Here is a 14,582-nt window from a genome sequence, read left to right on the forward strand (position 1 = left end):
ATTTATTTCACCTTCGCGAACTGCTTCTGGAAGAACTCCAGCATTTCGCGTTGAGGATTGCGGCCTTTGGCTTCCGGTGTGTAGATGAAGACGTTGTCGATTTCGAGTTCGTTCATCTTTTTCACCAGATCACGCCCGAAGTTGGGGTGATGGATACCCTGGCCGGGGCGGGCGTTGGCGGGCAGGGGGCCGTCTGCTTCGCTGTAGACCATGTAGAGTGGTGGATCGTCTTTCGTCAGATGCATGATCGCAGATGATTCGTCGTAGCGTTTCTGCTGTTCCGGAGTGGGATGCAGGGCCTCTTCTGCTGTGTCCACGCCGTAAGCTTTGAAGATCGAAGGGTGCTCCCAGGCCCGGCCACCTACCAGAGCTTTGATTTTGATCGGATCGTATGTGCTCTGTCCGCCAAAGGTGCCGACCGCCTGAATGCGGGTCGATTCGCGTTCAATGGGATCGTCGCTGTCCGGTTTAGCCAGGTCGTCGTGAAAGGCGATCCACATTGAAATCCCGGCGCCGGCGGAGCCTCCAAAGCAGGCCACCCGCTTCGGGTCAATGTTCCACTCTTTTGATTTGCTGCGAAGAAACTGCACGGCTCGAGCTCCGTCGCGCTGTGGCTCGGGAAGCAGGACTTTTTCCCCGTCAATAAAGCGGTAGTGAATCGCAGCGACGCTGATGCCGGCGTCCAGACACTGCTGTAGGAAGCCGGGATTCACCCGCTTACTGCCTCCTACAAATCCTCCGCCGTGAATGTAGACGACCAGGGGAGTCGGCTGATCCGATTTGGCCTGGTAGAAGTCGAGTACGTTCCGTGCATGGTCACCGTATTTCACATCGGCGTGGGTTGGTTTGACAGAATTGACCGGTCTCCCCTGACGTTTCTGCATTTGCAGGCGATAGGCCCGCGCTTCGTCTCGGGTGAGAATACCATCCTTGTTTTTGTCAGCCGCCGGAAAGCGTTTTAGCAGTTGCTGCAGCCGCTCGTCCGGCTGTGGTTTTTCATCGGCTGCCCAGACGGGATACGAACTAGCCACAAAAGCGCAGACGGCAAGGACGCGGAGACTGATATTTGTGAAACGCATGTGTGGCATTGAGTCACCAGTTTTCTGTTGATATGGGAAAAGAAAACGATTCATTAAAATCATTGATTATTTTATGATGCCGTGCTGTTAATTCTCAAGAAAATTCTTAACCACTCTAAACAACACATACTTTTTCCACCACGACGAACACAAAACATTATTGGTGCCCAAGAGTAATTGCCCCAAGTGAGTTGGCCAGTACCGTTTTCCAGAATGGAATCAACAACAGTACTAAGGACCGATAAACGAATCCGGTTCTGCCGGGCAAGAATCACAAAACAGGTCTGACTTCGGGGTATCTGGACTGATAGAATAATATAAATCGTCTGGAATTTGCGGGCCGCAATCTGGAACAGCCCTGACAGGGCGGAAAGCGCTGGTCGATGAAACTCCTCTCTTACTTACAAAGCAAACGAAATCTATACCGGCTCGGGGTAATGCTCTGTCTGACGATCTGCCTCACTTCAGTCAGTCTGGCTCAAACCAATAACGGAGGCAACAATAACGGTAACAACACCAATAACCAGAACAACAATCAGAATGCTGGTGGGATCACCATTGATGCGAAAGGTGTCATTTCGGCGCCGTTTCAGATCACGTTGAACAGCAAGCAACTGAACCAGAAACGGCTACAAGCCCTGGCGGCCCAGGCTCTACCTGCAGACGTCAATCAAAAGTCGGAGTTCCGCAAGGTTTCACTGGTGCAGTTGGAGAAAGTCTGCCAGGAATATAAAACAAAAAATGAGCCACTGCCTCCCGAGGTGCAATATCTGGCAGGGCTGTGGCGAATTGATTACCTGTTTGTCGATCGGGAGAACCATGATCTGGTAATCGCTGGCCCGGCAGAGGGCTTTGCAACGAATGCACAGAACCGAGTGGTCTGTGTGAATTCAGGGAGGCCACCGATCCGACTGGACGACCTGGTTGTGGCACTGCAATCTCAGGAACAAGACCTGGTGACTGGCTGTTCGTTTGATGCGAAACAGGAAAACCTGGCGCGGATGCATGAATATATTCGCAGAACAAACAACGCCTCTTCGACGGCGACCGCGGTAAGCCGTTTCCGCACCATGGCTCAGATCCTGGGGATGCAGGACGTGACCGTGACTGGAGTGCCGGCAGGTTCTCATTATGCTCGGGTACTGGTTGAAGCGGACTACATGTTGAAACGAATTTCGATTGGCCTGGAGCCCTCGGGAATTCGTGAGATCAAAAGTCACCTCGCGACCCTGCGGGGTGGAGGCAACAGCACTCAGCGATGGTGGTTCACACCCCTCTATGATGCATTCACAACTACAGCAGACCGGGATGCATTTCAGCTCTCCGGACAGCGCTTACAGATGATGTCCCAGGAGGAGTTTGTTAGCCAGGCGGGACAGCGAACAGAAGCTTCAGAGACCCGAAATTCAACAACCCGGTATGCGCAGCAGTTCACAAAATATTTCGCAAAACTGGCAGACCTGCACCCCACATTTGCCGAGCTCCAGTCAATCACCGACCTCACTGTGCTGGCGGCGTTGATCCGGAAAGAACGACTCGACGATCAGGTGGGATGGGATCATCGGTTCTTTCTTGCTGAATCTGATTATCTGATCCCTCAGGGAAATATTCCCACACAAGTACCAACGGCGATGAATTATAAGAAAGCAGGGCGTTTGATGATCTGCCTCGTCGGAGGTGGTGTGACGATCAATGCTCGATCTTTACTGCGTCAGACTGAGTTTGTAACGATGCGGGATAATTCACTGACTGAACGAAAACAATCTATTCAACGAGGTGTAGGCAACCTGAAATCCCGCTGGTGGTGGGATTGACGTTCGATATGTGATACGTTTTACTGAAACTGATTCTCGTCACCCTCCAGACACTTCAGGCCGATACTTTAGTGCCTGACCAACTGAAATCAACACGATCTATTAAAAGAAACTGAATTCATAATGAGACGCGCTTCCTTATTGACTCTATTCTGTTTTCTGGTCTGTTCCATAGTTTTGTCGAACGGAGCTCTCCTCTTTGCGGTGAAACCGAATGTGCTGTTGATTATGACTGATGACCAGGGATGGGGGGACGTCCGGCTGCATGATAATCCGTTGATTGAGACGCCAAACCAGGATCTACTGGCGCAACAGGGAGCCCAATTTGAGCGGTTCTTTGTTTCGCCCGTCTGTGCCCCGACTCGAGCCGCACTCTTGACGGGACGCTATAGTCTGCGGACGGGCGTGCACGGTGTGACCCGCGGTTTCGAGAACATGCGCGGGGAAGAGGTCACGATTGCTGAGATTCTGAAATCAGACGGATATGCAACCGGTGCCTTTGGGAAATGGCATAACGGGCGACATTATCCGATGCATCCCAACGGCCAGGGATTTGACGAGTTCTTCGGTTTCTGTGGAGGTCACTGGAACAGTTATTTCGACACGAACCTGGAACATAATCGACAGCCGGTTAAATCAGAGGGCTACATCACAGATGTACTGACTGACAAGGCGATCGATTTCATCAAACAAAATCAGGAACAGCCGTTCTTCTGTTATGTCCCTTATAACGCACCGCATTCGCCCTGGATCGTTCCAGAGAAATACTGGAACAAGTATGCCGACAAAGGTCTGGATGACAAAGCACGTTGTGCCTACGCCATGGTGGATTGTGTGGATGTAAATCTAGGTCGATTACTCAAAACCCTGGATGAATTGAAGCTGGCTGACAACACCATTGTACTGTTCCTGACAGACAACGGCCCGAACAGCAATCGGTACAATGGTGATATGCGCGGTCGCAAGGGCTCGATCCACGAGGGAGGTATTCGCGTACCGCTGTTCGTACGGTACCAGGGAAAAATCGAGCCTGGGACAGTCGTCAAGCCGATCGCCGCACACATTGACATTCTGCCAACGCTGCTGGAATTCTGTGACGTGGAGTCAACATCTGGAGTTCCCGTGGATGGCAAAAGCCTTGTGCCGCTGTTGACCAAGTCTGCTGAAGCGAAATGGCCAGAGCGAATGCTATTTGTCGATCGTCTGTTCCGCAATTCGATTCCGGGAACGGAGCTTCCCGTTGGATCAGTGCGTACCGATCGCTGGCGAGCTGCATATGAGCGAAACAAGTGGAGCCTGTATGACATACAAGTAGACCCGGGAGAGAAAATCGATGTCTCTAAAGAGAACCCGAAGGCTCTAAATCGATTGAAGACAGCTTACAGCAAGTGGTTTCAGGATGTATCAGAACTCGGCTTTGAGCCGATACCCATTCCTGTAGGACATCCCAAAACAACGACAACATCTCTGCCGGCAAATGAATCATTTCTGAAACCGGAAGCCGGGCAGGGGATTAACTACAGTGGCAAAGGACACAATGGTTACGCTAACAGCTGGCTCGAAGACTGGACCGACACCGGAGCAAATGCGGTCTGGCACCTGGAAGTATTAACACCCGGAACTTATACAGCAACTCTGAAATACACCTGTGCCAAAACTGATGTGGGTTGCCAGATTGCCGTGGAAACCGGTGACCAGAGTCTGAGTGCGACAATTTCCAAGCCTCACGACCCGCCCAAGATAGGAAACCAGGATCGGGTTGAGCAGTCAGATAACTATCAGCGAAAAGACTGGGCGGAGCTCAAGCTAGGCACATTGGAACTGAAAAAAGGCACCTGCGATCTCAAACTCACAGGTATCAAAAAGCCAGGCAATGAACTGATCGACGTTAAGGGGATTGAGCTGATGCGTCTGCAGTGAGAGTAAGCATGAGCCGCTCTGCGGCGTCCTCTGCACTCTGAATCGAATCAGGTATGCCAACACCACGATAGGCATTACCGGCCAGTTCCAACCCTGGATAGCGTGACGCCTGTTGTTCGATCTGCTCGACCAGTTCCAGATGCCCAAGATGATACTGGGGCATGGACTGATTGTGTCTGAGCAACTTAGAGAACAGAGGTTTGCCCTGCAGTCCCAGGATATCGTCGAGTTCGCTGCGCACAATTTCCTGCAGTTCCTCATCGGTGTGTTCCAGCATTTCTGATTGCATGGCACCACCGATGAAAGTACGAAGTTGAATACAATCTTCCGGCGCTCGACCAGGAAACTTGCGACTGGCGAATGCGACTGCAAATATTTTGCGTTTCTCTGCAGCAGGAATCACCAGACCAAAAGCGCGGAGCGGATGTTTGATATCTGAGAGCTTATAGATATTAACGAGAATCGCTGTAGATGCGTATTCAATCTGCGCAAGCAGGCTGGAGAGTTCGGGAGCGAATCCTGTGGTCATACTCGCCGCCTGATGTGTGGGCGCCGCGATTAAAACGGCGTCGAAATGCTGTGTTTGAGCTGTTCCCTTCGAGGCCATGGTCACTTCATATCCCCCCCCCGCTGAGGGCACAACATGGGTAACACAATGTTCAAAGAGGATTGTTCCCCGCTCGGAGACACGCTCCGCCAGAGTGCGTGTCAGCGTTTGCATACCTCCCTTGAACGCGGCAAACAGACCATAACGGGCACCTGTGGCATCGGACTGGGAGCGGGCTGCTTTCTTCTGATGCCGGGCGGCTTTGATCAGGCTGCGATGATCCCGTTCCATGTCCAGGAAGCGTGGAAGTGTCGCCCGTAAGCTTAGTTTCTCTGGATCGGAGGTATAAATACCAGCTACCAGTGGTTGCACGAGTCGCGTCAGAGCTTCTTTACCAAATCGGCGGGTTACGAAATGGGCAAGACTTTCATCGTCCTGGTCAAGACCATTTGAACTGTGCCGACGGGGCAGAAAGTATTCCAGTCCCATGCGAATTTTCCCCCACAAGCTCAGCAACGGAGTACGCAGTATAGGGAGCATGCGCGAGGGGGTCATCAGTTCGAACCCGAGTGGGACAGGCACTGTTAACCCTCGACTCAATACGAGTGCTCCCCGGTAGCGGGTATCAGTGGAAATCAGCTGATCTACCAGCCCCAGACGCTTACAAAGATTGATACCTGCAGGCTTGTTGGTAATGAACATGTCGGCGCCGGTATCGATCAGATAATCACCCTGATCGATAGTCCCGATCCACCCACCTGATTCAGGTTGTGCTTCGAAAAGGGTCACTTCCACAGGCTGCTGCTGTTCATCGGCCAGTTCCAGAATACGATGTGCAGCAGATAGACCTGTCACTCCACCACCAATCACGGCGATGCGTTTTACTGCTGTTGAAGGATTGGAGTCAGTCATGAGGTCGTTCAATATCAACAGGACAACAAAAAGAACTTATTTCAGGCGAAACAGTTATCTGCAGCCGAGTTCATGGACCATTTCAACAAGCGCTTTGACGTTGTCTGGATTCATATCAGGCATCACGCCATGTCCGAGGTTAAAGATATGACCGTTGCGACCGCCGGCGGCATCGAGGACGGACTTTGCTTTCTGCTTGAGAACCGGCAGATCGGCATAGAGAGCAATCGGATCCAGGTTCCCCTGAACTGCCACATCCGGACCAAGAATTTCCCAGGCATCTGCGAGGTTAATACGCCAGTCGATCCCAAAGACCTGACCGCCGGTCTGCTTCTGCAGTGGGATCAGAGCGGGGTTCCCTGTCATGAAGTTAATGACAGGAGCGTGATCCTGTACCCCGGCCACCAGCTTCGCGGTATAAGGCTGAACGTACTGCTGATAATCTTCAGGGGAAAGACAGCCGGCCCAGCTATCGAAGATCTGCACGGCCTGGCATCCGGCTGTGATCTGTCGTTGCAGATAGATGATCAGGTTGTCAACGAAGCGGTTCATCAGGGCATCCCAGGCAACCGGATCGTTATACATAATCTGCTTGGTGCGTCGGTAATTTTTTGAGCTTCCCCCTTCGATGGCATAGCTCGCCAGGGTAAAGGGGCAGCCGGCAAAACCGAGCAGAGGAATATCTGTCGGCAAGTCGGCACGGATCAGTTTGACGGCATCAAAGACAAATTCCAGGCAGTTCATATCAGCGATATCGGTCAGACGATCAACCTGGGAAGATTCCTGAATTGGATTGTGAATGACTGGGCCTTCGCCTTTGACATATTCCAGATCCAAACCCATAGGCTCAAGAATCGGCAGTAAATCAGCGAACAGGATGGCAGCATCAACCCCCAGTACACTCTGTGCAGTGAGAGTGACTTCCGCTGCGAGTTCAGGAGTTTTACAGAGTTCAATGAAGGTGACCCGATTACGAACTTCCATGTATTCCGGCAGGTAACGTCCTGCCTGTCGCATAATCCAGATGGGGGTGGTATCAACGGGCTCGCGACGGACAGCCTTCATAAACCGACTGTTTTGACAATAGGCTGTATCAGCCTGCGGCGAATTCATTCTATTTCTTTCCGGTACGTAACGTATTGAGAATATCTATCAGGTGGGAATATTCTAACAGGTAGGTCGGTCTTCTGAAATTCAGGGCAGCATCGATTCCGGAATCAGATCAGGAGACAGGATGAGTCATTTTTTCCGGGCCAGGATTTCATGAGCAGACTCTAAGGCCCCTTTAACCAGCGGCCCCATTTTAGGTGGGCTCGATTCGAAGTCGATAGGGAGTCCCTCCTGATTCAGGGCCTCGGAGCAGGCGGGACCGACTGAAGCGATCATTGCCCTGGCTGCAGCAGCGAGCCATTTATCGCGGACCTGTTCCTCTTCAGCGATCTGCAGAACATGAGACACCTGCTGTGCACTCGTGAACATCAGGATGTCAAATTCTCCTCTGATCGTTGCATGAACTGCATTTCGCAGCCCGGAAGTATCTTCAGGAAGCGCCCAGCGATATACGGTCACCGGCGTCACCTGGGCTCCCTGATTACGGAGTTCGTCATAAAATTCCTGAACCGGCTTTCCGTATTCCTGAACGACAATGTGCTTACCGGTAACGGAGAATTCTTTTTCGTTCCAGATCGAAATAATTTCGTGCCAGGTATTGGGTTCCGGGGCGGAATAATGAATGGGAACTTCCCAGTTGCGAAGTACAACAGTTGGCTTAGGTCCGCGCACTGTAACTATTGTTTTTCGCAAAGCGTCGAGAACCCGTTCCCGGGGATAATATGCCTCTGCAGCCTGTAGCAGAGCAGTAGCTCCGACTCCGGTCAGAAAGACAATCACATCGATTTCACCACGAAACAACCGTTCGCAAAATGATTTAACCTGCGCATTGTCTTCCAATGGTATTTCATCCATGGAGTGCACCAGAGTGGGAATCCCCTGATTGCGTTCGATCAGAGCCTGCATGGCGTCCTGTTTTCGACTTTCAAAACTACAGACGCGTAAACTGGTAGCATTCATAGAGCGAGTTTCACTGTAAACGTAATCAAAAGAGGGTGGCTGTGTCGTTATTATAGAGCGCGCAGCAGAGACATTGAATGACCGATTTGCAGTTTCTTAGAGAGAACCTGTATTTCGGCGACAGGAGCCCAGCCACTCACGAAAATCTGCATCAACTGTAGAGAGATCATCCACATTCAGAATCTGACACAAGGTCAGTCGGCCTGTGGGGTCAGAAGCCTGATTCTTTCTGAGTTTGCGATAGAATGGGGAGAGGAGATTCTTTTGTTGCAGATACAGACAGAAACAACGAGCGTAAGCATATGTCAGAGCTTCCCGATCCGTTCGAATTCTGGCCTGGATTACCAGATCATTGAGAGGTGGAAGCTGATTTCGCTCAAGGGCGGATAACAGGATCTGAACCCTCCAGTTAGTCGTCCCCAAAAGTCGATTCCCCTGGTCGGAAAACTCACACTGCTCATGTAGCGAAGCGAGCCCTTCATCGAACCATTCTGGCATGTCAGGATAATCGACCTCGGCCAGTGCGTGGGTCAATTCATGCCCCAAAGTTCCGCTTCCTGTAGTCAAGTTCAAGACAATCCGCAACTCATCAGCGATAAAGTAACCATAATAAGATCCGGTCTGCCGCTGATCCAGATCGCGAGCGACCTGCTGATACCGTTCCTGGCTGGAAAGAGCAACAATTGTGACAGGTTGATCTGGTTTCGTGTCAAAATATGAGACATTCAGTGCGTATTCCGTCGGCTGGATCGCTTTGCGGTAAAGTGCATCAAGAGTCGTGACCTCATAATCGCCAATCAGAACATAAGGTGCGATGATTAGACGATTGGTCGGTAAGGAAATGCGTTTCTGAATTGACTGCGCCTGCAACTCGCAAGCCGTCTGAAGCTGCAAGGGTACTGATTCAGAAGGTCTATCCGGTAGGGCTTGCCAGGATTCTGGTGGGCTGAGGCGAACGACATTTGCCAGTGCGCGGTTCTCCTCTGTACCAGAAAATACCAGAAGGTAAAATCCGGCGACCAGACCAAGTGGCCCGGCGATCAGCAGAGTGGTGCGATGAATAGACAAAAGCAAACCTTCGACAAAGTCGATCTGATTAGAATTCAGATTTCCCCAATTGACAGACGGATCTATCAAAAAGACGACATGTAATTATAGATTACCTGCCGATGGTCCACTTGAGTAAAGCTTGCCGGTTTTTGAAATTTAGAACATGTTGCAGCCCGCTTGAATATATTATCCATCCTGATCGCCGCGAATTGCCCAATCACCAAAACCCTCATGATCGGTTTAATTTAACAGATTACTGAATACTGTTCCCGGAGATGCAGAAAGAACGCGGTAAAACCCCATCAAGGATCAGTAACAATCTAACCGAAATCTTGTTATAATGGGCTTACCAATTATGATGGCGCAGAGGCCGACTGTACCATCAGACACTGAATACAGACCTTTAAAACAGATCAAAATGAGCCAATCTTTTCATCCTGAAACAAACCAAAACCGCCCCAATGTTCCGTGGCGGCCCCAAAGCCTGCACAATAAGATTCAGACTCGTCGACCATTATTTACTTCCGCCGAACTTCACGCACTAAAGACAGGAATGCATTGCACCATGTACCAATCAATGGGAGCTCACCCCGACGAAGTTAATGGAATTAAAGGCACACGCTTCGCTGTCTGGGCACCAAATGCACAGGAAGTCTGTGTGATTTGTGATCGCAACCACTGGAAACATGGAGAAAATCACCTTAACTCCAGTGATGCAGGAGTCTGGTCGGGGTTTCTTCCCGAGGTAGGGCAGGGAGACGCTTATAAATTCAGTCTGCGAGGTCAGAACGGGGAGTTCTTTGAAAAGAGCGATCCCTACGCTTTTTACTCCGAACTACGCCCCAAGACTGCTTCGATCGTTTATGATATCGAAAACTTCCCCTGGCAGGACCAGCAGTGGTTACGGAAACGCCAGGAGACCAACTGGCATAATGAACCTGTTTCAATTTATGAAGTCCATTTGGGTTCCTGGAAACGCCCCAAAGACGGGCGTCAGTTCTTTTCTTACCGGGAGTTGGCCAAGGAACTGGTCGATTATGTGCATCAGATGGGCTACACCCACATTCAGCTGATGCCTGTCACAGAGCACCCGTTTGATGGATCCTGGGGCTATCAGACGACCGGTTATTTCGCGCCAACCAGCCGATTCGGCACCCCACATGACCTGATGTATTTCGTAGATTACTGCCATCAGGCGGGAGTCGGTGTACTGTTCGACTGGGTTCCCGGCCATTTTCCCACAGATGGTCACTCCCTCGGCCGTTTCGACGGCACCTGCATATACGAACATGCAGACCCTCGCAAAGGGTTCCACCCCGACTGGGGGACCTACATTTTTAATTACGGGCGGAACGAAGTTCGCGATTTTCTGTTGTCGAGTGCCCATTTCTGGATTGATAAGTATCACTTTGACGGTCTCCGCGTAGATGCCGTTGCCTCAATGCTGTATCTGGACTATTCACGAGAGGAAGGGGAGTGGGTTCCCAATCCCAGTGGAGGCCGTGAAAATCTGGAAGCAATTCAGTTCCTGAAGGACGCAAATATCAGCCTGCACGGAGCCTATCCGGGAATTCTCACGATTGCCGAAGAATCTACATCCTGGGGCGGTGTATCGCACCCGGTTTATAATGGAGGACTGGGATTCAGCATGAAATGGGATATGGGCTGGATGAACGACACCTTGCGTTACATGCATTTCGATCCGATTTATCGATCACATCACCAGGGCGAACTTTCTTTTCGCATGATCTATGCCTTTACAGAAAACTTTGTACTGCCTTTATCTCACGATGAAGTGGTACACGGTAAGCGTTCCCTGCTATCCCAGATGCCGGGCGATCTGTGGCAACAATTCGCAAATTTAAGACTGTTGTACGGATATCAATACACAATGCCAGGCAAAAAACTACTCTTCATGGGGGGAGAACTGGCACAGTGGACCGAATGGAATCATGATAACGAACTTGACTGGAAACTGATCGGTCACGAAAAACACGATGGAATTCGTCGCTTGATCGGCGACCTGAACTACTTATACCGTACCGAAAAACCTCTATATGAAACTGATTTTTCTCAGGAAGGATTCTCCTGGCTCCAGTGTGATGACTCGAAGAACAGCGTGTTTGCATTCCAGCGAAATTCGACAGATGATGAGGAGCACGTCATTGTGATTGCTAACTTCACACCTGTGCCAAGGGAAGGCTATCGAATCGGGGTCCCCAAAGCGGGTTACTACCATGAAATCATAAATAGCGATGCAAAGATTTACGGTGGTTCCAATATCGGAAATGCAGGTGGGGGCTATAGCGAGAAAATCAGCAGTCATGGCAAGAACAACAGTATCACGTTGAATTTGCCCCCCCTGGCATTGCTGATTATGAAACCGGTAGCAGCACCGCAGAAGAAAATAAAACCAGACACGAAGTAGAGTAAGTGTTTTGGGGATTCCAGATGGTACTGAACATCGTCTAGTACCCGTGCAGATCGAGAAATTCTGCGAAGAAAAGGGTGGAAATTGCGGTTCCACCATTCTATGATATTGAACTTATCAGCACGTTTTGCATGCTGATAAAAAAAGGACGCCGCTGAGTGTATAGGCGCTCGCCCAAACAGTCCCAACGAGGGAAAGTTCGGCTATACTCCCCAGCAGCGTATCCTTTGGTGAAGTTCAAGTCAGAGTGAGGAAGTTGCTCGTTTCCTCACTCTGTAGCTGGTAACAAAGCAAACACCGTACCAGCGACAACCCCATCTCATTCACATTTCCATAAGTCCATACTCTATCGTGACTTACAACACAAAAATAATATCCCCCTTTTTTACAACCACCCTCCAAACTCCAAATCTGCCCTCCTCGAAGGCATTTTGCTGCTTAGATACACAGCAGATGGTTATCAAATGTGCTGCCAAAGATTCAGATAGAGTTATTCCGGGCAATCGTCTACTATATTGGTTGAATAAAAGAATCAGGGACTTGCTGAGGATCTATGTTTGCATAATCCCTCGACTGGTCCAGTCAGAGTCATTTCTTGTGCTGATGGTGATTTCTTGTCTGACTTAGAATTTCAAGAATGGGCGCGTTACACGGGACCTGCGTGCTGGTATTCACTGTCCTATCCTGGCGACTGGGTTAAAGATGAGAAAGATGGGATTCTGCAACTCAGCCCCCCGGAAGGTGAGTCCACTCTTACAATCAGCTGTCACTGGAAATCAGTCCTGCCTCAGACTTCTACAGTTGCTGGCATGGAAATGGATTTCGATCAACTGTTCGTCAGGCATCGCAATATCCAGCAGCGCACCCCATTAGCAATCGAACATGAATCGAGTGCCTATTCTGGTGAAGCCATCATTCAAAAAAAACGGAACTGGTGGCAAAACCTGGTGTCGCGGATCCCCGGTTTTCCCCAGAACTGGCAGTTCTGGAACCTGTGGTTGATACGAGAGCGCTCGATTCAGATGGTAGTCACCTATTTTTATGATCCACGCTACAAAGACGAACATTTTAAAATCGTACAGCAAATCTTACACTCGATTCAGATTACTCTCGATCCTGCACATCCTCCAGAACTATTTGCACAGGAAGTCCTGACTCTGGCAGAAGCTAAGTTCCCACTGATTTCTTCACATTTATTACCGGGGTTCCGGCTCAAATTTGGTGAAGCAGAGTTGAATCTGAGCAATTTTTATCGAGCCTATCTGAATTCTCGATCTGAATTCGAGAAAAATATCACGACAGCCCTCGCCACGATTCTGCAGATCAATGAATGGGGAACTGATCAAACGGAACCGGAATTTGAACAGGTGCGGGATCGAATCATGCCGATCCTGTTATCCCGAGACTCCTGGCAGAACCATTTTCCCAATTTTGTCGGGGAGAACTGGATTGCGAATCTCGCCATCCTGTATGTGGTCGACGAATCAAACGCGTACTGGTATATTCATGAGAAGCTGCTGGAAAAGTGGGGAATCAACTGTGAAGAAATTCATGAGTTGGCCCTGACAAACCTGGACCGATATTTCGAGTATCACCAAATTGAGTTAATCTGCATGTCCCGGGAAGACGGGCCAGACATGATCATTCAAAGTAAACCTGATGCTTATAATGCATCTCAGGTACTGAGTCGGGGCTTTTATCAGCAGGCACGCCGGTTTCTGGGAAGCGAATTTCTGGCCGGGGTCCCCAACCGTGACTTTCTGCTGGCGCTCAGCTTAAGTGAGTCACAGATAATAGAAAAAATTCAGCACAATATTGCCTGTGATTATTTGAAAATGGACCACCCGCTTACGGATCAGTTACTGGTTGTCACTGCGGATGGAGTCAGCGAATATTGCGGTGTAGGCTGATTCTGGATTTCTAAAGTGATGAAAGAGTAATGCAACAGGAATCAAATATCTTCTCCGAGAGACCGGGTGAATTCATCACAATGGGAACGGGAACCAGCGTAGGAATTCCTATCGTTGGCTGCGACTGTGAAGTCTGCACATCCCCCAATCCGAAGAACCACAGAGGACGCACCTCTGTATATATTGGCGCTCCTGAAGGTGGCTTTTTAATAGACACGCCACCTGAGCTAAGACTGCAAATGTTACGGGAAAATATCCCCTGGGTTCACGCGGTACTCTATACTCATAGCCATGCCGACCATCTATTCGGTCTGGATGATGTCAGGATCAGCGGTTATCGACTGGAAAAATCGGTTACGCTCCACTGTGAAGAAATCGTGGAACAACAGATTCGCCGTTCTTTCAACTATGCTTTTGAAGAACCTACCCACAATCTTCACCACATGTCGAGGCCAAGGCTGGATTTCCAACGTGTCACCCTGGAATCTTTTGACCTCCTGGGCTTGAGAATTCAACCTATCCGACTGATGCATGGCACACTGCCAATCCTGGGATACAGGATTAATGACATCGCTTTCTGTACCGATGTAAGTCATATTCCGGAGGAAAGCTGGCAGTACCTGGAAGGTCTGGAGTACCTGATTATCGATGCCTTAAGAATCAAACCACACCCCACACACTTTAATCTGGAACAGGGGTTGGAAGTCGTTGAGAGGGTTAAACCCAGACGCGCTTACTTCACGCATATCTCGCACTCGCTAGAGCATGAAGAAACGAACGCCAGCCTGCCTGAGCATGTCGAACTGGCATTCGATGGTCTGTCATTACCTTTAACTGGGACGAAGTGAT

Annotated in this window: 10 protein-coding genes; 5 read left to right on the forward strand and 5 right to left on the reverse strand. The window is 50.0% G+C overall.

Annotation, left to right across the window (positions count from 1 at the left end):
• Window positions 1–2: 2 nt before the first annotated feature.
• On the reverse strand, window positions 3–1,079 hold the full coding sequence (locus RID21_RS02070) for an alpha/beta hydrolase fold domain-containing protein (RefSeq protein WP_350186951.1): 1,077 nt from the start codon (window positions 1,077–1,079) through the stop codon (window positions 3–5).
• 383 nt (window positions 1,080–1,462) lie between these two features.
• On the opposite strand from RID21_RS02070, the gene RID21_RS02075 reads away from it, so the two are divergent.
• Both RID21_RS02075 and RID21_RS02080 read left to right on the forward strand, forming a co-directional pair.
• The gene (locus tag RID21_RS02075) at window positions 1,463–2,893 is read left to right on the forward strand and encodes a DUF1598 domain-containing protein (RefSeq protein WP_350186952.1); all 1,431 of its coding nucleotides are present in this window, start codon (window positions 1,463–1,465) and stop codon (window positions 2,891–2,893) included.
• A gap of 204 nt (window positions 2,894–3,097) precedes the next feature.
• The gene (locus RID21_RS02080; protein ID WP_350186953.1) at window positions 3,098–4,813 is read left to right on the forward strand and encodes an arylsulfatase; all 1,716 of its coding nucleotides are present in this window, start codon (window positions 3,098–3,100) and stop codon (window positions 4,811–4,813) included.
• On the opposite strand, the gene hemG is transcribed toward RID21_RS02080, so the two are convergent.
• The 4 genes from hemG to RID21_RS02100 form a co-directional block, all read right to left on the reverse strand.
• On the reverse strand, window positions 4,782–6,272 hold the full coding sequence (hemG, locus tag RID21_RS02085; protein WP_350186954.1) for a protoporphyrinogen oxidase: 1,491 nt from the start codon (window positions 6,270–6,272) through the stop codon (window positions 4,782–4,784). The genes RID21_RS02080 and hemG overlap by 32 nt on opposite strands.
• Before the next feature lie 54 nt (window positions 6,273–6,326).
• Complete coding sequence (hemE, locus tag RID21_RS02090) at window positions 6,327–7,385, reverse strand: uroporphyrinogen decarboxylase (protein WP_350186955.1); 1,059 nt, start codon at window positions 7,383–7,385, stop codon at window positions 6,327–6,329.
• A 126-nt stretch (window positions 7,386–7,511) separates the two neighbouring features.
• Window positions 7,512–8,342 carry a uroporphyrinogen-III synthase gene (locus RID21_RS02095; RefSeq protein WP_350186956.1) on the reverse strand — a complete coding sequence of 277 codons (831 nt, stop codon included), beginning with the start codon at window positions 8,340–8,342 and terminating at the stop codon, window positions 7,512–7,514.
• 96 nt (window positions 8,343–8,438) lie between these two features.
• Window positions 8,439–9,236: a hypothetical protein gene (locus RID21_RS02100; RefSeq protein ID WP_350186957.1), complete on the reverse strand. Its 798-nt coding sequence runs from the start codon at window positions 9,234–9,236 to the stop codon at window positions 8,439–8,441.
• 514 nt (window positions 9,237–9,750) lie between these two features.
• Between RID21_RS02100 and glgB the strand changes: the two genes are divergently transcribed.
• The 3 genes from glgB (at window position 9,751) to RID21_RS02115 (ending at window position 14,581) form a co-directional block, all read left to right on the forward strand.
• Complete coding sequence (gene glgB, locus RID21_RS02105; protein ID WP_502892604.1) at window positions 9,751–11,820, forward strand: 1,4-alpha-glucan branching protein GlgB; 2,070 nt, start codon at window positions 9,751–9,753, stop codon at window positions 11,818–11,820.
• 617 nt (window positions 11,821–12,437) lie between these two features.
• Window positions 12,438–13,733: a DUF1444 family protein gene (locus tag RID21_RS02110; RefSeq protein ID WP_350186959.1), complete on the forward strand. Its 1,296-nt coding sequence runs from the start codon at window positions 12,438–12,440 to the stop codon at window positions 13,731–13,733.
• Window positions 13,734–13,813: 80 nt separating this feature from the next.
• A complete protein-coding gene (locus RID21_RS02115) occupies window positions 13,814–14,581 on the forward strand; it encodes an MBL fold metallo-hydrolase (RefSeq protein WP_350187287.1) in 768 nt (255 codons plus the stop codon).
• Window position 14,582: the final 1 nt, after the last annotated feature.

The organism is Gimesia sp., assembly GCF_040219335.1.
GTDB lineage: Bacteria > Planctomycetota > Planctomycetia > Planctomycetales > Planctomycetaceae > Gimesia.

Excerpts from the sequence above, each read along its gene's own strand:
- RID21_RS02115 (WP_350187287.1), top strand. The coding sequence starts at position 13,814 with ATGGGAACGGGAACCAGCGTAGGAATTCCTATCGTTGGCTGCGACTGT.
- hemG (WP_350186954.1), bottom strand. The coding sequence starts at position 6,272 with ATGACTGACTCCAATCCTTCAACAGCAGTAAAACGCATCGCCGTGATT.
- hemE (WP_350186955.1), bottom strand. The coding sequence starts at position 7,385 with ATGAATTCGCCGCAGGCTGATACAGCCTATTGTCAAAACAGTCGGTTT.
- RID21_RS02075 (WP_350186952.1), top strand. The coding sequence starts at position 1,463 with ATGAAACTCCTCTCTTACTTACAAAGCAAACGAAATCTATACCGGCTC.
- RID21_RS02095 (WP_350186956.1), bottom strand. The coding sequence starts at position 8,342 with ATGAATGCTACCAGTTTACGCGTCTGTAGTTTTGAAAGTCGAAAACAG.
- RID21_RS02070 (WP_350186951.1), bottom strand. The coding sequence starts at position 1,079 with ATGCGTTTCACAAATATCAGTCTCCGCGTCCTTGCCGTCTGCGCTTTT.
- glgB (WP_502892604.1), top strand. The coding sequence starts at position 9,751 with ATGGCGCAGAGGCCGACTGTACCATCAGACACTGAATACAGACCTTTA.